This is a genomic window from Thermoflexus hugenholtzii JAD2, from assembly GCF_900187885.1.
Taxonomy (GTDB): Bacteria; Chloroflexota; Anaerolineae; order Thermoflexales; family Thermoflexaceae; genus Thermoflexus; species Thermoflexus hugenholtzii.
On the sequence record NZ_FYEK01000032.1, the window covers coordinates 1 to 20,508 of the forward strand.

Sequence of the window (20,508 nt, forward strand, 5' to 3'; positions counted from 1 at the left end):
CCGGGCCCGGAGGCGCGGGCGAAGGGGGCGCGGGGGTCGCCGCCGCGGGCGCCGGCGCGGGAGCGGGAGGAACAGGAGGGACGCTCCGGGCCGCTCGGGCCTGCTGACAGGCCAGGGCCGCCTCCACGAAGGCCAGCTCCAGGGCGAGCTGCGGCGACCAGGCGCTCCGGAAGTCCGCCGCCGCGGTCATGAACAGGCGGATCAAACGAGGGAGGACCTCCGGGGGCAAGGCGCGGGCGTGCCGCTGGGCCGCGGCGCGCTGCTCCGGCAGGAGATCCGCCCCGCTGGCATCCCCCCATTGCAGCCACATGACCGCACGCAGGTGTTCCACCAGCTGTCGGGCCAGCTGCGGCGGATGGGCGCCCTCCTCCACGGCGCGGGCGAGGAGGGTCAGCCCGCGGGCCGTCTCCCCTTCGCTCAGGGCCTCCACGATCTCCCCCACCAGATCCCAGCGCCCGGCCCCCAGGGTCCGCTGCACGCGTTCCACCGTGATGGGCTCTTCATCGGCGGCGAGTTGATCCAGCAGGGTCACCGCGTCCCGCAGGCTGCCGGCCGCCTGGCGCCCGATCCAGGCCAGGGCTTCCGGCTCGGCGGAGAGCCCCTCGGCGGCCACGATCTCCTCCAGCCGCCGGACGATCTCGGCCGTCGTCAGGCGGCGGAAATCGAAGCGTTGACAACGGGAGAGGATCGTGGCGGGGATCCGATGGGGCTCGGTGGTGGCCAGGACGAAGATCACGTGCGGCGGAGGCTCCTCCAGGGTTTTGAGGAGAGCGTTGAAGGCCTCGGTGGTCAGCATATGGGCCTCATCGATGACGTAGACCTTATACCGGGCCTCACTGGGGGAGAAGCGAACACGCTCCCGCAGATCCCGGATCTCATCGATGCCCCGGTTGGAGGCGGCGTCGATCTCGATCAGGTCGATGAGGCGCCCTTCGTGGACCGCCTGGCAGATCCGGCAGCGATCGCACGGTCGCTCCTCCACCGCTTCGGCCAGGCAGTTGACCGCCTTGGCCAGCAGGCGGGCTGTGGTGGTCTTGCCGGTCCCCCGCGGCCCGGCGAACAGATACGCGTGCGCGATACGACCCAGGCGCAGGGCGTTGCGCAGGGTGCGGGTCACATGCTCCTGGCCGACCACTTCCTCGAACCGTCGGGGGCGCCACTTGCGGTAGAGGGCCAACGGCATCGGCGGCACGCTCCGGAGTCCTGCTGATCTGGCCGCCATTATAACCGACGGGCGGGAAACCAGCAACGCAGCGCCCTGCCCCCGCCCCGCAGGACATGTAGGGCAACTGCGAGCAGTTGCCCTACGCTCCCGGCGAAACTTGACAAAATCCCCGATCCGATTATGATAGAAGCAAATCGGAACGCAGAACCGGAGCGCGAGGGGGATGTTCTGAGGGTTTGGCCGTCGGGTCAACGCAGGACTCGCCCGACGGCTTTTTGTTTGGAAGCCCAGGCGCCTGCTCACCCCCGAGGCCGCGCCTCCCTCCCTCGGATCCCCTTCTTCCGGTCGGATCGTTCCGCAACCTGAAGCAGGGAGTCCGCCCCCCGCGGGCTTCAAAAATCTTTCTGAAGGAGTTGCAGAGATGGCTGGTCAGCGTGTCAAGGGCACCGTCCGCTGGTTCAACCGGACCAAGGGGTACGGCTTCATCCGGCCGGACGAAGGGGACCGCGACGTCTTCGTCCACTACACGGCTATCGTCGGCCAGGGGTTCCGCAACCTCGAGGAGGGCGAGCGGGTGGAGTTCACCATCCGCGAGACCCCCAAGGGCCTCCAGGCCGAGCAGGTCGTGCGCCTGTCCGAGTGAACGCGGTGCCGGCTCCACCCGACCCGGGGCAGCGGGAGCCTCCGAACGGAGGCTCCCGCTGTTTTTTACGAGGCGCCGTCAAGAGACCTCCTTAGAGCGCGCCAATGTCAGGGGCGAGTTGCGTCTCTCGACGATGAGAAGCAGAATACCTTCGTCGGAATACGCAGCGGACGCTCGGCCTGGATCATGCGTGGAGCGCGGGTATGCCCATTCGGGTGCTGGACCCGGAGCTGGTGGCTCAGATCGCGGCCGGGGAGGTGATCGAGCGCCCGGCCTCGGTGGTCAAGGAGCTGGTGGAGAACGCCCTGGACGCCGGCGCCTCGCGGATCGAGGTGGAGACGGAGGGGGGCGGCCGTTCGCGCATCCGGGTCGCCGATGACGGGTGCGGCATCCCGGCCGCGGAAGTGGCCCTCGCCTTCGCCCGCCACGCCACCAGCAAGATCTCCGCGCCCGAGGACCTCTTCCGCATCGCCACCCTGGGGTTCCGGGGCGAAGCCCTGGCGGCCATCGCCGCCGTCGCCCGGGTCACCTGCCGGACCCGGGCTGTCGGCGAAGAGCTGGGCACCTATGTTCGCATCGAAGGAGGGGAGATCCGGGAGCAGCGGCCCCTGGCGCGTCCCCCGGGCACGGAGATGATCGTGGAGGACCTGTTCTTCAACACCCCGGCCCGCCGGAAGTTCCTGAAGGGGGAAGGGGCGGAGCGGCGGGCCATCGACCTCTGGATCAGCCGCTACGCCCTGGCTTACCCGAGGGTCGCGTTCTTCCTCCGGCATGACCGGCGGGAGGCCCTGACGCTCCCTGCCGCTCGCGAGCCCCGCCATCGCCTCGCCGCCCTCTACGGGGCAGAGGTGGCGGAAGCCCTCCTGGAGGTGCACGAAGCGGACGAAGAGATGCGGATCTCGGGATGGATCAGCCCGCCGGGGATGGATCGCCCGGACCGCCAGGAGATGGTCTTCTTCGTGAACGGACGCTGGGTGCAGGACCGCATGCTCCCGGCGGCGGTGCTGCAGGCCTATCACACCCTGCTTCCCGCCGGCCGCTTCCCCTGGAGCTTTCTCTGGATCGATCTCCCCCCCGATGCGGTGGATGTGAACGTTCACCCGGCCAAGATCGAGGTCCGTTTCCGGGATCCGGATCGGGTGTTCCGGCTGGTCCAGCGGGCCGCCCACCGAGCCCTCCGCCAGACGGCCCCTCGCGTCTTTCAGCCCGTCGCCTCCCCAATGGCACCCGCTTCGATGCCTGCCCGTCCCCTCCCGCCCGGGAAGCCCGCGGATGTCCTTCCGAAGCCATTCGGGGAGGAGGCCACCGGCCTTCCCCCGCTCCGGGTGATCGGGCAGCTCCAGGCGACCTACATCGTCGCCGAGGGGCCGGATGGCCTTTACCTGCTGGACCAGCACGCGGCGCACGAGCGGGTGCTGTATGAGGAGCTCATGGCCCGGCGTCAGGAGGGGCCGCTCCCGGCCCAGCCGCTGCTGCAGCCGGTGCTGCTGGAGGTCTCACCGGAGGAGGGGAGCCTGCTGGAGGAACACCAGGAGGCGCTGCAGGAACTGGGGTTCTGGATCGAGCCCTTCGGCCCCCGCGCCGTCCGCGTGCGGGCCATCCCGGCCGTCCTCTCCGCCGAAGCGATTCGGGCGGTGATCCAGGACCTCCTGTTCGATCTGCACGAGGCGCGACGGCCGATGGAGGTGGCTTTAGAAGCCCGCTGGATCCGGAGCATCTGCAAGCGCGCCGCCGTGAAGGCCGGGCAGGTCCTCAGCATGGAGCAGATGCAGCATCTGGTGCGGGCGCTGGAGCGATGCGCCATGCCCTGGACCTGCCCGCACGGCCGGCCGACGGTGTTGCGGTTCCCGCTGGGCCAGCTGGCCCATCAGTTCGGACGGGAGCCATGAGGGGACAGGCCCGCCCATGGCCTCGGAGGGGCTCACCGGCCCCGGCCTTTGGGCATCTTGCCGCTCGGGTTCGGCTTCTTCGAAGAGGTGGAGCCCGGACCCGCCGCCGGGGTGGGGGACGGCGCGGGCGTGGCGAAGGCCCTGGACCGGGCGGAGCGCATGATGGCGCCCAGGCCCCGGCCGCCCGGATGCAGGCCGTAGGCGCGGTAGGCCTGGCCCCAGCCGACCTGGCGCCCCAGCTGGAGCGCCTGCTCCAGGGAGAGATCGTTCGTGGGATCGGCGTCGCTCTGAGAGGCCAGGACCAGCTGAAGCGCTCGGGCGATCTCGCCATAGCCGAAGCCCTGGGCGTGGAGGCCCATCAGATCCGTGACGGAGATCGTCGGCGTGAGCCCGAAGGTCGGAAACGTCTGGCTGATCCAGCGGGCCAGGGCCAGGGCCACCGGATGGATCCGGGTCACCGGCACCGTCGGGGTGAGCGTGGGCGTCGGTGTAAGCGTGGACTCCTCCGCCGGCGCCGCCGCGCCGGCCCCCCAAGCCATCGCCAGCCCCAGGCCCAGGGCCAACCCGATGCCCAACAGATTGCCAACCATCCTGATCGCGATTTGTCGCATCGCAGATCCCTCCGGTTTGGGAGTGGGAGAACGAGCGCCGCTCCAGCCCCGGGTGCCTCCGGGTCGACAGGAGGCCCGGGACCGGATGAAGGCAATTTCCGATCCACAAGCGGAGATGGTCAGAGCGGTCTGACTGCAGATCTTCTTCATCAGAAACCGCTTCAGGGTTCGGAGAAGATACGCGTGACGTTTGTCTCATTCCAGACGGTTTCATAGGAGGATGAGGGATGGGCCTGCTCACCCCTCATCCCGAAGAGCGACGCTGGATCGCCCGGGCGCGGAAGGGAGATCCGGAGGCTATCGCGGCCCTGTATCAGCATTACGCCGATGGCGTCTACCGCTATCTGCTCTACCGGGTGGGCGACGCCGAGCTGGCAGAGGATCTCACCGCGGATGTGTTCCTCAAGATGATCGAGGACCTGCCGCGGTATGAGGAGCGAGGTCTTCCTTTCGGCGCCTGGCTGTTCCGCATCGCCCGGGCCCGCCTGATCGATCACTGGCGGCGGCAGGGGCGGCGCCCCCTCGTGGCGCTGGAGGACACGGAGACGGGGCCGCAGCTCAGCCAGGACATCCCGGAGGACGAGATCGCGGTCTCGGAGATGATCCAGCGGGCGTTGCGGGTGCTCACCGAGGAGCAGCGGGAAGTGGTGGTCCTGCGCTTCCTGGTCGGGATGAGCCTGGAGGAAGTGGCCCGGGCGATGGGGAAATCCGTGGGCGCTGTCAAGGCCCTCCAGCATCGCGCCCTGAGCGCTTTAGCCCGTTATCTGGAGAAGGTCCGGTGATGGATCCGAAGCGAGACGCGCATGAGATCGAGCTCCTGGAGCGATGCCTGTGCCGGCTGGAGCAGGGCGCGGACCTGGAGACGTGCCTGCGGGAAGTCCCCGAGGCGATCCCGTTGCGCCCGCTTCTGGAGACCGCCCTCTGGCTCCAGCGCGGCCAGGAGGTGGCCCTCTCTCCCGCAGCGCGCCGACGGCTGATCCGTCAGGGGCAGCTCCGCGCAGCCCGGCGAGCGGCTGCCCCGCAAGCGTCCCGGCCGGCCCTCCGCTGGGGGTGGGCGCTGGTGGCCGCCCTGGGCTTGATCCTGGTCCTTTTGAGCGCGGTGGGGGCGGCGGAGGCCAGCCTGCCCGGCGAGCCCTTGTATCCGGTCAAACGGGCCGTGGAGGGTCTGGTCACCCTGGGGATGTCGCCGGAGGAGCGGGCCCTCTACCTGGCGGAGCGACGCTGGTCGGAGTTCGAGGCGAGCGCCGCCCGGGGACGCTGGCTCCCCGACCTCGCCGAGGAGAGCTTGGCCCGTCTGGAAGAGGCCGCCCGTCTGGGGGCGGAAGGCCCTGCAGGGCCCGCGGCGCGGCTGCGCGCCCTCTACGAGCGTCAGGGCGTCCTCCTGGAGGAGGCCGCAGCGGTCGCCCCGCCGGATGTCCGTTCCGCCCTGACCCGCGCGCGCCAGCGCTGGGCCGGGCTGGCCCCGGTCCTCGGCCGGCCCGAAGGGGGGATCCCCGAACCGACCCGGGCGGTGGAGACGCCGGTCCTGCCGGAGCCGACGGCGGAGATCCTGCGGGAGCGGACCCATACCCCGCCGGGCCTGGAGAAACGGGAGACGCCTTCTGCGCCGCGCACCCCACCGGGTCAGGAGAAGACGCCACCGGGCCAGGAGAAGAAAGAAACGCCTCGCCCGGTCCGCACCCCTCCGGGCCAGGAGAAAAAGGACACGCCGGGCCCTCCCCGAGGCCAGGATTCCGCTCCGCCGGGGGATCAAGGCCCAAAGGGCCCTCCGGGAAGGCGGAGGTAAGGCTCTCCCCGGCTGCATATCCTGATCACAAGGCCCGGCCCTGGACGGCCGGGCCGCTTTGTCGATCCCCGACAAAACGGATAAAATGGGGGGGAACCTGCCCTCAGGCGGAGCAACGATGGAACGGCTCTGGACCCCCTGGCGGATGGCTTACCTGAAAGGGGAGGGCGAGGCGCCTCAGGGTTGCATCTTTTGCCGGAAGATCAACGGTTCCGACGAGGTGGAACACATCCTCTTTCGCGGGCGCACCGTATACGTGACCCTCAACCGATACCCCTACAACAACGGCCACCTGATGGTCATCCCCTACGCCCACGTGCCCAGCCTAGAGGACCTGGACCCTCCGACGATGCTGGAGGTGATGCAGCTTGTCGCCTTATCCTTGAAGGCCCTCCGTCAGGCCTACCGGCCGGAGGGGTTCAATGTCGGGGCCAACATCGGCCGGCCCGCCGGCGCCGGGGTGGCCGATCACGTCCATATCCACGTCGTCCCCCGCTGGACGGGGGACACGAATTTCATGCCGGTCATCGGCAACACCCGCGTGCTCCCCGAATGGCTGGACGACACCTATCGCCGTCTCCGGCCGCTGTTCGAAGAGCTGGCTTCCTCCCTTCAGCGGCCATCCGGGGATCCCTGATCCGAACGGAGCGGATGGGGAGGCCCATCCCGGCGGAGGGGAACGATCGTTCGTTGGCCCGGAAGGGGGATCCCCGGCAAGGCGGGATGGATGGGATGCCTTGTTCACGGAGGGATCGCCATGCGCAAAGACGGTCGGGATCCGGTGATTGTGGGGGCGGCGCGTACGCCCATCGGAAAGCTGCTGGGGGCGCTCTCGCCCCTCCCGGCGCCCCAACTGGGCGCCGTGGCCATCCGCGAGGCCATCCGTCGGGCGGGCGTCGATCCTGCCCATATCGACGAGGTCATCATGGGAGAGGTGGTCCAGGCCGGCAGCGGCATGGCCCCGGCCCGGCAGGCCGCGGTCGCCGCCGGGATCCCTGTCGAGGTGGGGGCAGTCACGGTCAACAAGGTCTGCGGCTCAGGGCTGAAGGCGGTGATGCTGGCGGCCCAGGCGGTGAAGGCGGGGGATGCAGACGTGGTGGTGGCCGGGGGGATGGAGAGCATGAGCAACGCCCCGCACCTGATCCGATTGCGGGCGGGGATGCGTTACGGCCACCTCCAGGCAGAGGACAGCCTGATCGCCGACGGCCTGCGCTGCCCCTTCCACCAGGTGCTGATGGGGGAGCTGGCCGAGTTCATCGCCGACCAGTTCGAAGTGACCCGCGAGGAGATGGACGCCTTCGCCCTGGAGAGCCATCGCAAAGCCGTGGCCGCCATCGACGCCGGTCGATTCCGGGCGGAGATCGTCCCGGTGGAGGTCCCCGACGGCAAGGGAGGCACCCGGGTGGTGGACACGGATGAAGGCCCCCGGCGGGATACCTCCATGGAGGCCCTGGCCCGTCTCAAGCCGGCCTTCCGGCCCAACGGGCGGGTGACGGCGGGGAACTCCCCCGGGCTCAACGATGGGGCGGCGGCGGTGGTGGTGATGAGCCGAGCGAAGGCGGAGGCCCTGGGGATCCCACCCCTGGCTCGGATCGTGGGCTACGCCCAGGCGGCAGTGGATCCGCAGTGGTTGTTCTACGCGCCGGCGAAGGCGATCCCTCGCCTCCTGGAGCGGGTGGGCTGGCGCTGGGAGGAAGTCGATCTCATCGAGATCAACGAGGCCTTCGCCGCCCAGGTCCTGGCCGACGCGAAGGCCATGGAACAACAGGGATACCGGTGGGACTGGAGCCGGGTGAACGTGAACGGCGGGGCCGTCGCCCTCGGGCACCCCGTGGGGGCGAGCGGCGCCCGCATCTTGGTCACCCTGATCTACGCTCTGCGAGATCGCGGGCTGCGTCGGGGCATCGCCACCCTGTGCCTGGGCGGGGGCGAGGCGGTCGCCATGGCCGTGGAGATCGAATAGGGGCAGCTTTCGCCGCGACCTTGCCGTCTCGAAGACGGAGGTTCGGGGCTGAATTCCCCTGCGTAATCCTGCTGTAGGAGCGGCTTCAGCCGCGACCGATCTTGGATCTCCTCATGTCGGGCGAGACCGATGGTGTCATGGAGGGCAAAAATTCGGGGCTGAAGCCCCTCCTACAGGAAAACCGATCACGCACCCCATCAATGGGGAGGATCGCCATGGCGCTGCAGAATGTTCGAACGGTGGGCGTGGTGGGTTGCGGCCTGATGGGCTCGGGGATCGCCGAGGTATGCGCCCGGGCCGGCTTTCAGGTCATCGTCCGTGAGGTGAACGAGGAGCTCCTCCGCAAGGGGCTGGACCGCATCCGGGCCTCGATGGCGAAGGCGGTGGAGCGGGGCAAGCTGTCCGCCGCCGAGATGGAGGCGGCCTGGGGACACATCCGGGGCACCCTGCGGATGGAGGACTTCGCCGCTTGCGACCTGGTCATCGAAGCGGTGGTGGAGGACATGCCGACCAAGAAGCAGGTCTTCGCGGAGCTGGATCGCATCTGCCCGCCCCATGCCGTCCTGGCCAGCAACACCTCCTCCCTCTCCATCACTGAGCTGGGGAGCGTCACCCGGCGACCGGAGAAAGTCATCGGATTCCATTTCTTTAACCCGGTCCCGGTGATGCCGCTTCTGGAGATCGTCATCGGGTTGCAGACGGCGGAGGAGACGGTGGCCCTGGGCCGGGCCCTGGCCGAGCGCCTGAACAAGACGGTGGTGATCTCCAAGGACCGCCCGGGGTTCATCGTCAACCGCCTGCTGATCCCCTACCTCCTGGACGCCATCCGGCTCCTGGAGGAGGGGGTGGCGACCATGGAGGACATCGACACGGCGATCCGGCTGGGCCTGAACCATCCCATGGGGCCGTTCACCCTGATGGACTTCGTGGGATTGGACACGTTGCTCTTCATCGCCGACGCGATGTTTGAGGAGTTCAAGGACCCACGCTATGCGGCCCCGCCTCTGCTGCGCCGCATGGTGGCCGCTGGCTGGCTGGGCCGCAAGAGCGGGAAGGGGTTCTACACGTACGCGGCATGAGGGAGGCGGGCTTCTTGGCCCTAGACTCAAGGTTTCTTCGGGAGGATACTTCGAATGCGTGAGGAAAAAGATCTTCTCGTCATTTGGCGGAGGATTCCAGAGCGCTGGCGGGATCTTGCCTGGTCTTTTCTGGAGTTCCTCGCCGAACATTCAGCCGGAGCGTCCGCGCCTGGATCTCCATCTTTGTCTACAGCCATCCGACAGGAGAAGTGGCGCGCGCTCCAGAAGGCTGTGGAACCTGTGATCCCGTCCCTGGAGGAGTATCTTCAAGAGAAGCAGACAGAGATCGCTCGTGAGGAGTCCCCATAATGCTTGTTATCGACACAAGCATACTAATTGCTTATCTCAAAAAAGAGAAAGGATGGGAGGGAATCGAAGAATACCTCCTTGGAACAGATGGTGTGATCATGCATGTTGTCAATGTGTGCGAATTATATTATTTCCTTCTCCGCCGCAGTGAAAGTGTTGCAGAGACGGTGCTGTCTCAGCTTCCTCTTCTGGTGACGATCCGTTTTGATTGCGATTGGGAATTTTGGAAGGCAGTAGGAAGGCTGAAAGCGGCTGCTTCAATCTCGTTAGCCGACGCCGCAGGCTCTACGCTGGCTCGACGTCTGGATCTGCCCTTCTGGACGAAAGATGAGCAGCTGCTGCAAGCCCTTCAGCAGACCCGGTGGTGTTCGATCTGGACATCGGGCCCATCCTGAGCTTTAAGGAGGTTTCCGATGGGGGTGGAGATCCTGGCGCAGGCGGGGTTGAACTTCGAGCTCTCCGAGGAGCATCGGATGTTCCAGCAGGTGGTGCGGGAGTTCGCCCAGAAGGAGATCGCCCCGGTGGCCACGCACTACGATGAGACGGGGGAGTTTCCCTGGGAGACGGTGCGCAAGATGGCCGCCATGGGGCTGATGGGCCTGGAGGTCCCCGAGGAATACGGCGGCCAGGGGCTGGACGCCATCGCCTCCGCCCTGGCGATGATTGAGATCGCCAAAGCCGACGCTGCCCACAGCGCGATCATGTCCGTCAACAACACGCTCTTCTGCTTCCCTATCCTCACCTTCGGGACCGAAGAGCAGAAGCGCAAATACGTGACGCCGGTGGCCACCGGCCAGGCCATGGGCGCCTACGCCCTCACCGAGCCCCAGTCGGGCTCCGACGCCGCCGGCATGCGCACGCGGGCGGTGCGCAAAGGGGACGTCTACATCATCAACGGGCGTAAGTCCTGGATCACCAACGGCCCCGTGGCCGATTACATTGTCCTCTTCGCGATGACCGATCCTGAGAAGAAGCATCACGGCATCAGCGCCTTCATCATCGAGACCAACCGCCCCGGGTTCAGCCGCGGCAAGAAGGAGGAGAAGCTGGGCATCCGGGCCAGCGCCACCTGTGAGATCTACCTCGACAACTACGAGTGCCCGGTCGAGAACCGGCTGGGGGAGGAGGGCGAGGGCTTCCGGATCGCCATGACCACCCTGGACGCCGGGCGGGTGGGGATCGCGGCCCAAGCGGTGGGGATCGCCGAGGCGGCCTATGAGGCGGCCCTGGCCTGGGCGAAGCAGCGGGAGGCCTTCGGCCGCAAGATCGGGGAGTTCCAGGCCATCCAGTGGAAGCTGGCCGACATGCGGGTGAAGCTGGAGGCGGCCCGCTTGCTCACCCTGCAGGCGGCCTGGAAGCGGGAGCGGGCCAAGCGCACCGGCGAGCGCTACACGCTGGAGGCGGCCATCGCCAAGCTGTTCGCCAGCGAGGCCGCTCAGTGGATCACCTATGAGGCCATCCAGATCCACGGCGGAATGGGCTACAGCCGGGAGATGCCGGTGGAGCGCTACTTCCGCGACGCCCGCATCACGACCATCTACGAGGGCACCAGCGAGATCCAGCGCCTGGTCATCGCCCGTCAGATCCTGGGGTTCAAGAGCAGCGTCTGAGCGCCACATCCTCCAGGGAGCGGAAGATCCACCCATGAAGGCCGTCGTCTTCTATCAGCACGGGGGTCCGGAGGTGTTGCAGGCGGCGGAGCTGCCCACGCCCCACCCGGGGCCGGGGGAGGTGCAGGTCCGCGTCCACGCCTGCGCGATGAACCATCTCGATCTCTGGGTGCGGCGCGGGATCCCCTCCCTGCGGCTGGAGATGCCCCACATCCCGGGCTCGGATGTGGCGGGGGTGGTGACCGAGGTGGGCCCGGAGGTCTCGGGGGTTCAGGTAGGGGATCGGGTGGTGGTGAACGCCACCCTGAGCTGCGGGGAGTGCGAGTTCTGCCTACGAGGGGAGGACAACCGCTGCCGCCGGGGGGCCATCCTGGGCGAGCACGTGCGAGGGGGCTACGCGGAATACGTGGTGGTGCCGGCCCGCAACGTCTTGAAGCTGCCGGAGGGCTTCCCTTATGAGGAAGCGGCGGCGGCCTCCCTGGTGTTCCTCACCGCCTGGCACATGCTGATCACCCGGGGCGGGCTGCGGCCGGGGGAGGATGTGCTCATCGTGGGGGCCGGGGGCGGGGTGAACACCGCGGCCCTTCAGATCGCGAAGCTGGCAGGCGCTCGGGTGGTGGTGGTGGCCTCGAACCCCGAGAAGGCGGAGCGGGTTCGCGCCCTGGGCGCCGATCACATCATCGATCGCTCCCAGGAGCCGGACTGGTCCCGCGCGGTCTGGCAGTGGACGGGAAAGCGGGGGGTGGATGTGGTGGTGGACAACGTGGGGCAGGCCACGTGGATGAAGAGCATTCGCTGTCTGCGGCCGGGCGGGCGCCTGCTGGTGGTGGGGGCCACCTCCGGCCCGAACCCGGAGGATTTCGACATCCGATATGTGTTCTCCCGGCAGATCAGCATCCTGGGCTCCACGATGGGGACCCGGGATGATTTCCGGACGGTGATGGGGCTGGTCTTCGCCGGCCGGTTGCGGCCGGTGATCGACCGGGTGTTGCCCTTCACCGAGGAGGGAGTGCGGGAGGGCCATCGCCTGCTGGAGGGCGGGGCGGTCTTCGGGAAGATCGTTTTCCGGATGGATGAGGGGCGGTGAGCCCGCGGCGGCACGCCCTGGGGGCGCTGTGGTTGGCCTACTTCGCCCTGCTCAACGCCCTGCGGGCCCTGTATTACGGGCTGGCGATCCCGCCGGCGTGGGCCGAGGAAGGGATCCACGGCCCGTGGGGCTATCTGGCGGGGGCGGCCGGGTTGTGGGCCGTGATCTTCGGGGGGCTGGCCGTTCTCTGGTGGTGCCGGGGGCGCCGGGCTTTGAGGTGGGCCCTGGGGGCGATGGCCCTGTATCAGGCGCACATCTGGGTCCACCGCCTGCTGCTGATGCGAAGCCCCTTCACGGCTGGTAGCCACGGCTTCGCCCTGGTGATCAGCCTGCTCACCCTCCTTCTCACCGTCGGGATCCTCGGGGGCATCCGATGGGCCTGGGATGGGGCAGAAGTGAAGAAGAAGGGGATGTCCTGATCGGAACATCCCCTTCTGCTCATTGATGAACGGATCGGCGTCTGGCCCTCAGCCTTCCATCACCGCCTGGATCTGATCCAGGGCCCAGTCTAGGTCCTCCGGGGAGATCACCAGGGGCGGGGCGAAGCGGAGGATGTGCTCGTGGGTGTCCTTGACCAGCACGCCCCGCTCCTTCAGGGCTTCGGCGAAGCGCCGGGCCCCACCGGCTTCAGGATGGAGCTCGATCCCGATCAGCAGGCCGCGGCCGCGCACCTCCTTGATATATGGGCTCCGGATCGCCCGCAGCCGCCGCATGGCGTGCTCCCCCAGGGCCGCCGCCCGTTCCGGCAGACCCTCCTCCACGATCACCCGCAGGGCCTCCCGGGCCACGGCCGCGGCCAGGGGGTTGCCGCCGAAGGTGCTCCCGTGATCCCCCGGCCGGAAGACGCCCAGGATGTCCCGACGGGAGACCACGGCCGAGACGGGCACCACCCCGCCTCCCAGGGCCTTGCCCAGGATCACCATATCCGGCTGCACATCCTCCCACCACGAGGCCAGAAGCTTCCCGGTCCGTCCGAGTCCGGTCTGGATCTCATCGGCGATGAAGAGGACATTGTGGCGCCGGCAGATCTCGGCGGCGCGGGCGAGATAGCCGGGCGGCGGCACCCGCACCCCGCCCTCCCCCTGGATGGGCTCCACCAGGAAGGCCACCGTGTTCGGGGTGATGGCCCGCTCCAGGGCCTCCGCGTCCCCATACGGGATGATCACAAAGCCCGGCGTGTAAGGGCCGAAGTCCTCCCGATACTGCGGCACCGTGGAGAAGCTGATGATGGTGGTGGTCCGACCGTGGAAGTTCCCCTCGCAGACGATGATCTCCGCCTGATCCCGAGGGACTCCCTTCGCCCGGTATCCCCACTTGCGGGCGGTCTTGATGGCGGTCTCCACCGCCTCGGCCCCGGTGTTCATCGGCAGGGCCATCTCATAGCCGAGCCGCTCGCAGAGCTCCTTCAGGAAGGGCCCCAGCTGGTCGTTCCGGAAGGCCCGGGAGGTCAGCGTCACCCGCTGGGCCTGCTCGATCAGGGCGCGGATGATGCGGGGATGTCGGTGCCCCTGGTTGAGGGCCGAGTAGCCGCTCAGGGCGTCCAGATAGCGGCGCCCCTCCACATCATACACCCAGACCCCTTCCGCCCATGCGATGACCACGTCGATGGGCTGATAGTTCGGGGCGCTGTAGGTGTTCTCCATCTCAATGTAATCGATCGAGCGAAGCAGCGTCTGAGCGGACATGGATGCCTCCTGGATGGATCAGGATGGGACTCACCTTTATGGGGCCAGGCCCTTCGGGTCTGGGACCGGGGCCGGAGCGGCGCGGGAGGCCGGGACCCGCATCGCTTGCTCCAGGGCCTGCGCGACCAGCTCCTCCATCCGCACCCGCGCTTCGATCTCCCGCACGGTCTCCAGGGCAGGTCGGGTGATCACCCGGGGCGGCATCAGGAACTGGCAGCAATCCTCCCCGGGCATGATCGAGAGCTCATAGGTCCCAATGGCCCGCGCCCGCTCGATGATCTCAACCTTGTCCATCCCGATGAGCGGGCGCAGGATGGGCATGGTCGCCGCGTCCTCGATGACGGACAGGCTCTCCAGGGTCTGGGAGGCCACCTGCCCGAGGGAATCGCCGGTCACCAGGGCCCGCCCGCCCTCCCGGCGGGTGAGGGCCTCCGCCACCCGGACCATCAGGCGGCGGTAAAGGATGAGGCGATAGGGGGCGGGGGCGGCCAGGACGATGGCGCGCTGGGGCTCCCCGATGGGCACGATGTAGAGCCAGGGGTTCATCCCGTAGGGCTGGAGCTGGCGCACCAGGGCCGCGGCCTTGGCCTCCGAGGCGACCCAATCTCCGAAGGGCCCGCTGTGGAAGTGGATGGGGATCACCTCGCAACCCCGCTTGAGCATCAGATAGCCGGCCACGGGGGAGTCGATGCCGCCGGAGAGCAGCAGCCCCACCTTCCCGCTGACCCCGACCGGCAGTCCGCCGGGACCCCGATGGCGGGCGAAGTAGACCAGGGCGGTGTTGGTGGCGATCTCGATGTAGGCGACCCAGGCGGGCTCCTCCAGGTTCACCCGCCAGCCGGTGCGGCGCTGGACCTCCGCGCCGATGTGGCGCTCGATCTCCTGGGAGGTGAAGGGGAAGGATTTATCCGCCCGGGAGGCCCGAATGCAAAAGGAGGGGACGGGCTCGGAGGGGAGGTGGCGCAGGACGATCTCCGTGAGGACGTGGAGATCCTTCGCAGCGGGGATGGCCGGCGCGAAGTAGGCGATGCCGAAGACCGTGCGCAGGCGCTCGGCCCAGAGGGCCTCCGGGATCGGGCGCGGAAGCCGGACCAGGAAGCGGCCGGGGAGGCGCTCCACGAGGGCCGGCCCGACGTCCCGGAGCCGCTCCTCGATCCGCCGGGCCAGGGTCTGCTCAAAGAAGCCCCGGTTGCGGCCTTTCAGGCCGATCTCCGCATAATGCACCACGGCATACCGGCTTTCCATCGCCCCTTCCTCGTCCTGGGTCCGGATCTGGGTCCGCTCCACCGCGCCGGACGTCGGCCTTGACGCCGATTGAAATCGGCCTCTCCGGGCGCTGTGCGCCGGGCGTCGGCCTTCGCCGACGCAAAGAAGGATTCTTCGGTCGGCGCAGGCCGACCGCCGGCCGAAGGCCTTCCAAAGGTCGAATTCATTCGACCCGTGGGCCGACCGTCGGCCGAAGGCCTCCCCAGGTCGAATTCATTCGACGCGCAAGCCTCCCTGGGCCCAATTCCTTCGGCGTGCAAAAGGGGCGCGGCCTTCGCGCCCCTTCTCCACCATGGGCGAGGCAGGACTCGAACCTGCGACCCTCCGCTTGTAAGGCGGATGCTCTCACCCCTGAGCTACTCGCCCGTTTTCCCCGCCGGCCGGGTCGCCGGCTGGGTGTTGAAGCGGTTCATCGCGGCCTCCAGCCCCTCCTCAATGAACGTTCGCATCGCCTGAACCGCTCGGTGTAACACCCCCTCCAGGATCTCCTCCTCATCCGGCCGGAAGTCCTGGAGGACGTAATCCGCTGGGTCCATCTGCCCCGGAGGGCGCCCGATGCCGATGCGCAGGCGCGGGAACTCGGTGGTCCCCAGGGCCTGGACGATGGATTTCATCCCGTTATGGCCGCCCGGGCTGCCCCGGGGCCGCAGCCGGATCGCCCCCAGCGGGAGGTCCATGTCATCGTAGACCACGAGCAGCCGGTTCAGCGGCACACGGTAGGATGAAACCAGGGGACGCACGGAGCGGCCGCTCAGGTTCATGAACGTCTGCGGCTTGGCCAGGATCACCCGCTGGCCGGCCAGGCGCCCTTCGGCGAGGAGGGCCTGATGCTGGATACGTCGGAAGGCCATTTGATGGGCCTGGGCGAAGAGGTCCACCGCTCGGAAGCCGACGTTGTGGCGGTTGTGGGCATACTCCGGCCCCGGATTCCCCAGGCCCACGATCAACACCGGAGGCCCCTCCAGGATGTCCTCCTCCGCTGCCTCTCCCCCAGCGGGCTCCGGCCGCAGCGCCCGGAGGATCCGATCCAGCCGCTCCAGGGCGTCTTCGTAGTGCAGAGTCACCGGTTCGTTTCTCCCATGGGGATTCCGACGCGGCGGCTCACTGGGCCCGCACCAGGATCGGCGCCCCGCGCCACAGGGATTCCAGGTCGTAGTAGCGACGCTGCGGGGGCGCGAACACGTGGACGATGATGTCCCCGTAATCCATCAGCACCCACCCGGAGGCGGGATCTCCCTCCACCCGCGCCGGGTCCACCTGATATCCCCGGGCCGTGGCCTCCGCGATCCCCTCCACAATCGCTTTCAGCTGCCGCTCCGAGGTCCCGGTACAGATGATAAAGTAATCGGCGAAAGTCGCCCGGGACCGGATGTCCATCAACACCACGTCCATCCCTTTTTTGTCCAGGATGGCGTCCACAATCCGATGCGCCAGATCCAGCGTGTTCAGGGATCCACCTCCCGGGTCGAGGATCGATGAGCCCTCCGGGTCGGTTCCCAACCCTTTCTCATTCTATCACACCGGGCTCGATCTTCCCATCGCGATCTTCTCCGTCTTCAGGCATCCCTTCAGCCGGGATCGATCCGCAAGGGGGAGGGCGCCGGAGCCACCGGGCCCTGGCGCGGTTCCCGGGTTTGCGAAAACGGTGATAAGGTAAATCGAGCTCGAAGGATGCGGGCGGACGTCCCCCTATTCCGATCCGGAATCCTTTGCAGACGGGAGGTGAGCATGGCGGAGGCGTTCCTCGAGGCGGGGATGACGGCGGAGGAGATCGTGGCCCTCTGCCGGCAGTATACGATCTATGAGTGGTCCGCCCAGGGGATGGTGGATCCCATCCCGGTGGTGCGGGCGAAAGGGGTTTACTTCTGGGACGCCAGAGGGCGGCGCTATCTGGATTTCAACTCTCAGCTGATGAACGTGAACATCGGCCATGGCGACGAGCGGGTCATCCGGGCTATCCAGGAGCAGGCCGCCCGGCTTCCCTATGTGAACCCCTTCATGGCCACGGAGCCCCGTGCCCGGCTGGGCCGCATGCTGGCGGAGATCGCCCCCGGGGATCTGAAGAAGGTCTTCTTCACCCTGGGCGGGGCGGACGCCAATGAGAACGCTATCAAGATCGCCCGCCTCTACACCGGGCGTCACAAGATCATCGCTCGCTATCGCTCCTATCACGGGGCCACGGCGGGGGCCATCACCCTCACCGGCGACCCGCGGCGCTGGCCCGCCGAGCCCGGCATCCCCGGCGTCATCCACGTGATGGATCCCTACCGCTATCGATGCCGCTGGTGCATGCGCGAGGAGCGCTGCACTCTGGATTGTCTGAATCATGTGGAGGACGTCATTCAGTTCGAAGGCCCGCACACCATCGCCGCCGTCTTCATCGAGACGGTCACGGGGACCAATGGGATCATCATCCCGCCCGATGGGTATCTGGAGGGCTTGCGGATGCTCTGCGATCGCTACGGCATCCTGCTGATCTGCGACGAGGTGATGAGCGGCTTCGGGCGGACCGGAGAATGGTTCGCCGTGAACCACTGGAAGGTGGTTCCGGATTTGATGACGGTGGCCAAGGGCCTGACCTCGGGCTATCTGCCCCTGGGCGCGGTGCTGATCTCAGAGCGCATCGCTGAGTTCTTCCGGGATCGGCCTTTCCCGGGCGGGCTCACGTATAACTCTCACCCCCTCTGTCTGGCCGCGGCCATCGCCACCCTGCAGGTTTATCAGGAGGATCGCCTCATTGAGAACGCCCGGCGCATGGGGGAGATCCTGGCCCGGGAGCTTGCCCGGCTGAAGGAGCGCCATCCCAGCGTGGGGGACGTGCGCAGCATCGGCCTGTTCGGGGTGGTGGAGCTGGTCAAAAACCGCGAGACCCGCGAGCCCCTGGTCCCCTTCAACGCCCAGCCCCGTGAGATGGGGATCATGAACCGTTTGAAAGAGTTCTTCCTCCAGAACGGGCTCTACACCTTCATCCGCTGGAACACCTTCTTCACCAACCCTCCCCTCTGCATCCGGGAGGAGGAGCTGATGGAGGGGCTGGAGATCATCGATCGGGGGCTGGAGATCACGGACGACGCGGTCGCATAGGCCGCGGATGCCCCGGCCTGTTCCGACATCCGGCAAGGAGGCGAGACCATGCGCATCACCGTCTTCGGCAGCGGCGGCGTGGGAGGCTACTTCGGGGCCTTGCTCGCCCGGGCCGGCCACGAGGTGACGTTCATCGCTCGGGGTGCCCACCTGGAGGCGATGCGCGCCCGCGGCCTGCAGATCAAAAGCGTCCACGGGGATTTCCACCTGCGCCCCGTCCATGCCACGGACCGCCCGGAGGAGGCCCCGCCGGCGGATCTCGTCCTCTACGCGGTGAAGACCTATCACATCCCGGAGACGGTGGGGGTTCTGCCTCGACTGCTCGCCCCGGAGGGGGTGGTGCTGACCACCCAGAACGGCGTGGAGGCCCCGGATCAGGTGGCCGCGGTGGTGGGGACGGAGCGGACCCTGGCGGGCGCTGTCTGGGTGGTTTCGCAGATCGAGGCGCCCGGCGTCATCCGGCAGGAGAGCGCCTTCCGACGGGTCGTCGTGGGGGAGCTGGACGGACGGCTGACCCCCCGCGCTCAAGCGATCGCCGGCGCCTTCGCAGCGGCGGGGGCGGAGGCGGAGGCCACCGCGGAGATCCGCAAGGTGCTTTGGACCAAGTTCCTCTTCATCGCGGCCATCGGCGGGGTGGGCAGCCTGGTGCGGTTGCCGGTAGGGGCGTGGCGGGAGGTCCCGGAGACCCGGGCGCTGCTGGAGCAAGCGATGCGGGAGATTGAAGCGGTGGCCCGGGCGGCGGGCGTGCCCCTGGACCCTGATGTGGTGCCGCAGACGATGGCCTTCATCGACCGCCTGGCGCCGACGGCCACCTCCTCCATGCAGCGGGATGTGGAAGCGGGCCGCCCGCTGGAGATCGAAGCCATGAGCGGCGCGGTGGTCCGCATCGGAGCGCGTTACGGGGTTCCCACCCCTGCCCACGCGTTCATCTATGCGGTCCTGAAGCCCATCCACGCACAGGCGCAGCGGAAGGCTGGGGTATTCGCGGAGGCTTCCCGCTAAAAGCCTGTCCGAAAACCAAGGGCAAAGGAGATCCTCCCGTAGGAGCGGCTTTCGCCGCGACCCGTTGCCTCTGTAGGCCGAGATTCATTTCGGTCACAAACTACAGGAAGCCGCGACCTCCCATCATCAAAGACGGAGGTTCGGGGCTAAAGCCCCTCCTACAAAACGAACGTCGTGGGACCGGCTTTCGCCGCGATTGAGGGACCTGTTTTGCCGCCTGAACGGGCCTTAAAAGAACGCCCCCCGTCGGGTGGAGCTGAGCAGATATAGGAAGAAAGGCCCGCCCAGGAGGGCGGTGAGCAGGGTCAGGGGGATCTCCTGCGGAGGTATCAGGGTGCGGCTAAGCAGGTCGGCGAGGGCCAGCAGGGTTGCCCCCAGGAGGATCGAGGCGGGGATCACCCGGGCATAACGTGGGCCGATCAGCAGGCGGGCCAGATGCGGGGCGATCAGCCCGATGAAGCCGATGATCCCGGTGAAGGCCACGGCGCCGGCGGTGGCCAGGGTGGCAGCGGCGATGGCCAGCCGTTTCACCCGCTCCACCGGCAGGCCCAGCTGCAGCGCCTGCTCCTCCCCGAACTGCAGCACATCCAGGGGGTAGCCCAGGGCGACCAGCGCCCCCAGGCCCAGGGCCACGTAGGGGAGCGCCCCCCACAGGGCTGGCCATCCGCCCAGGGCATAGCCCCCCAGCATCCAGATCCAGGCTCGATAAGGGGCGATGCGGCCGACCATCAGCATCAGCAGCCCGAGGCTCAGGGCGTTCAGCATCGCTCCCACCGCCACCCCGGACAGCAGCAGCGTTGTGAGGGGGAGGGTCTTCCCGACCCGGGCCAGCCGGTAGACCAGCCCTACGGTCAGGATCCCCCCCAGGAAGGCAGCCAGAGGGAGGGCCAGCAGGCCGGCGAAGGCGCTGGGGAGGTTCAGGGCCACAGCCGCGAGGGCGCCCAGGTTGGCCCCCGCCGCCACGCCGATCAAATAAGGATCCGCCAGGGGGTTGCGGAACAACCCCTGATAGGCCGCGCCCGCTCCGGCCAGCGCGGCCCCGGCCAGGGCCATCAGCAACACCCGGGGGATGCGCACCTCCCACACGATGGTCATCAGAGTGGGATCCACCCCTTCCCCAGGCCGGATCCGCGCCATCAAAACCCGGCCGAGCTCCGGCAAAGGGATGCTCACCGGCCCCAGGGCCATCCCCATCCCCAGGCTCATCCCCAGCGCCAGCGCCAGGCCGGCCCACAGGCCGATCCGCATCGGGCGAGCGCGGTGTCGAAGCAGGCGAAGGGTCTCACCGGCCATTGGATGCTCCCCGGCGGGATTCCCACTCTCCCCCGC

Annotated in this window: 20 protein-coding genes and 1 tRNA gene; 13 read left to right on the plus strand and 8 right to left on the minus strand. The window is 68.1% G+C overall.

All coding sequences use genetic code 11. The features are described from left to right. A partial coding sequence (gene dnaX / locus CFB18_RS09195; RefSeq protein ID WP_143597568.1) for a DNA polymerase III subunit gamma/tau occupies window positions 1–1,183 on the minus strand: 1,183 nt, incomplete at its 3' end. A gap of 403 nt (window positions 1,184–1,586) precedes the next feature. On the opposite strand from dnaX, the gene CFB18_RS09200 reads away from it, so the two are divergent. Beyond that, window positions 1,587–1,808 (plus strand): cold-shock protein, encoded by a 222-nt coding sequence (locus tag CFB18_RS09200; protein ID WP_088571520.1) that lies wholly within the window; start codon window positions 1,587–1,589, stop codon window positions 1,806–1,808. A 203-nt stretch (window positions 1,809–2,011) separates the two neighbouring features. Beyond that, window positions 2,012–3,697, plus strand: coding sequence for a DNA mismatch repair endonuclease MutL (mutL, locus tag CFB18_RS09205; protein WP_088571521.1), 1,686 nt, complete (start codon window positions 2,012–2,014; stop codon window positions 3,695–3,697). A 32-nt stretch (window positions 3,698–3,729) separates the two neighbouring features. Here the strand turns inward: mutL and CFB18_RS15320 are convergent, their stop codons facing one another. Further along, the gene (locus CFB18_RS15320; protein ID WP_159461673.1) at window positions 3,730–4,308 is read right to left on the minus strand and encodes a hypothetical protein; all 579 of its coding nucleotides are present in this window, start codon (window positions 4,306–4,308) and stop codon (window positions 3,730–3,732) included. 227 nt (window positions 4,309–4,535) lie between these two features. Between CFB18_RS15320 and CFB18_RS09215 the strand changes: the two genes are divergently transcribed. The 9 genes from CFB18_RS09215 to CFB18_RS09260 all read left to right on the plus strand — a co-directional run bounded on the left by CFB18_RS09215 (window position 4,536) and on the right by CFB18_RS09260 (window position 12,561). Next, complete coding sequence (locus tag CFB18_RS09215; RefSeq protein ID WP_088571523.1) at window positions 4,536–5,090, plus strand: RNA polymerase sigma factor; 555 nt, start codon at window positions 4,536–4,538, stop codon at window positions 5,088–5,090. Further along, complete coding sequence (locus CFB18_RS09220; RefSeq protein ID WP_088571524.1) at window positions 5,090–6,094, plus strand: hypothetical protein; 1,005 nt, start codon at window positions 5,090–5,092, stop codon at window positions 6,092–6,094. Before CFB18_RS09215 ends, CFB18_RS09220 begins: the two co-directional genes overlap by 1 nt. A gap of 118 nt (window positions 6,095–6,212) precedes the next feature. Continuing rightward, window positions 6,213–6,731: an HIT family protein gene (locus CFB18_RS09225; protein ID WP_088571525.1), complete on the plus strand. Its 519-nt coding sequence runs from the start codon at window positions 6,213–6,215 to the stop codon at window positions 6,729–6,731. A 120-nt stretch (window positions 6,732–6,851) separates the two neighbouring features. Continuing rightward, window positions 6,852–8,057: an acetyl-CoA C-acetyltransferase gene (locus tag CFB18_RS09230; protein ID WP_088571526.1), complete on the plus strand. Its 1,206-nt coding sequence runs from the start codon at window positions 6,852–6,854 to the stop codon at window positions 8,055–8,057. A 215-nt stretch (window positions 8,058–8,272) separates the two neighbouring features. After that, window positions 8,273–9,136 carry a 3-hydroxyacyl-CoA dehydrogenase family protein gene (locus CFB18_RS09235; protein ID WP_088571527.1) on the plus strand — a complete coding sequence of 288 codons (864 nt, stop codon included), beginning with the start codon at window positions 8,273–8,275 and terminating at the stop codon, window positions 9,134–9,136. A 308-nt stretch (window positions 9,137–9,444) separates the two neighbouring features. After that, complete coding sequence (locus CFB18_RS09245; RefSeq protein WP_088571529.1) at window positions 9,445–9,840, plus strand: PIN domain-containing protein; 396 nt, start codon at window positions 9,445–9,447, stop codon at window positions 9,838–9,840. A gap of 48 nt (window positions 9,841–9,888) precedes the next feature. After that, the gene (locus CFB18_RS09250) at window positions 9,889–11,055 is read left to right on the plus strand and encodes an acyl-CoA dehydrogenase (RefSeq protein ID WP_143597569.1); all 1,167 of its coding nucleotides are present in this window, start codon (window positions 9,889–9,891) and stop codon (window positions 11,053–11,055) included. A gap of 34 nt (window positions 11,056–11,089) precedes the next feature. Continuing rightward, window positions 11,090–12,142, plus strand: a complete 1,053-nt coding sequence (locus CFB18_RS09255) for a zinc-binding dehydrogenase (protein WP_088571531.1) — start codon at window positions 11,090–11,092, stop codon at window positions 12,140–12,142. Beyond that, on the plus strand, window positions 12,139–12,561 hold the full coding sequence (locus CFB18_RS09260; protein WP_088571532.1) for a hypothetical protein: 423 nt from the start codon (window positions 12,139–12,141) through the stop codon (window positions 12,559–12,561). The genes CFB18_RS09255 and CFB18_RS09260 overlap by 4 nt, the downstream gene beginning before the upstream one ends. Window positions 12,562–12,609: 48 nt before the next feature. Here CFB18_RS09260 and rocD read toward each other — a convergent pair whose 3' ends face one another. The 5 genes from rocD to rsfS form a co-directional block, all read right to left on the minus strand. Further along, window positions 12,610–13,827, minus strand: a complete 1,218-nt coding sequence (gene rocD / locus CFB18_RS09265; protein ID WP_088571533.1) for an ornithine--oxo-acid transaminase — start codon at window positions 13,825–13,827, stop codon at window positions 12,610–12,612. Between the two features lie 36 nt (window positions 13,828–13,863). Further along, on the minus strand, window positions 13,864–15,072 hold the full coding sequence (gene thiI, locus CFB18_RS09270) for a tRNA uracil 4-sulfurtransferase ThiI (RefSeq protein ID WP_088571534.1): 1,209 nt from the start codon (window positions 15,070–15,072) through the stop codon (window positions 13,864–13,866). A gap of 314 nt (window positions 15,073–15,386) precedes the next feature. Further along, a tRNA-Val gene (locus CFB18_RS09275) sits at window positions 15,387–15,459 on the minus strand. After that, entirely contained in the window at window positions 15,450–16,043 is a 594-nt protein-coding gene (gene pth, locus CFB18_RS09280; protein ID WP_407084010.1) for an aminoacyl-tRNA hydrolase, read from the minus strand. The genes CFB18_RS09275 and pth overlap by 10 nt, the downstream gene beginning before the upstream one ends. 151 nt (window positions 16,044–16,194) lie before the next feature. Then, the gene (rsfS, locus tag CFB18_RS09285; RefSeq protein WP_200808151.1) at window positions 16,195–16,593 is read right to left on the minus strand and encodes a ribosome silencing factor; all 399 of its coding nucleotides are present in this window, start codon (window positions 16,591–16,593) and stop codon (window positions 16,195–16,197) included. 228 nt (window positions 16,594–16,821) lie between these two features. Here rsfS and CFB18_RS09290 point away from each other — a divergent pair, with 228 nt between their 5' ends. After that, the gene (locus CFB18_RS09290; RefSeq protein WP_200808152.1) at window positions 16,822–18,177 is read left to right on the plus strand and encodes an aminotransferase class III-fold pyridoxal phosphate-dependent enzyme; all 1,356 of its coding nucleotides are present in this window, start codon (window positions 16,822–16,824) and stop codon (window positions 18,175–18,177) included. A 48-nt stretch (window positions 18,178–18,225) separates the two neighbouring features. Then, complete coding sequence (locus CFB18_RS09295) at window positions 18,226–19,179, plus strand: 2-dehydropantoate 2-reductase (RefSeq protein ID WP_088571535.1); 954 nt, start codon at window positions 18,226–18,228, stop codon at window positions 19,177–19,179. A gap of 228 nt (window positions 19,180–19,407) precedes the next feature. Here CFB18_RS09295 and CFB18_RS09300 read toward each other — a convergent pair whose 3' ends face one another. Next, the gene (locus tag CFB18_RS09300) at window positions 19,408–20,472 is read right to left on the minus strand and encodes a FecCD family ABC transporter permease (RefSeq protein WP_088571536.1); all 1,065 of its coding nucleotides are present in this window, start codon (window positions 20,470–20,472) and stop codon (window positions 19,408–19,410) included. Window positions 20,473–20,508: the final 36 nt, after the last annotated feature.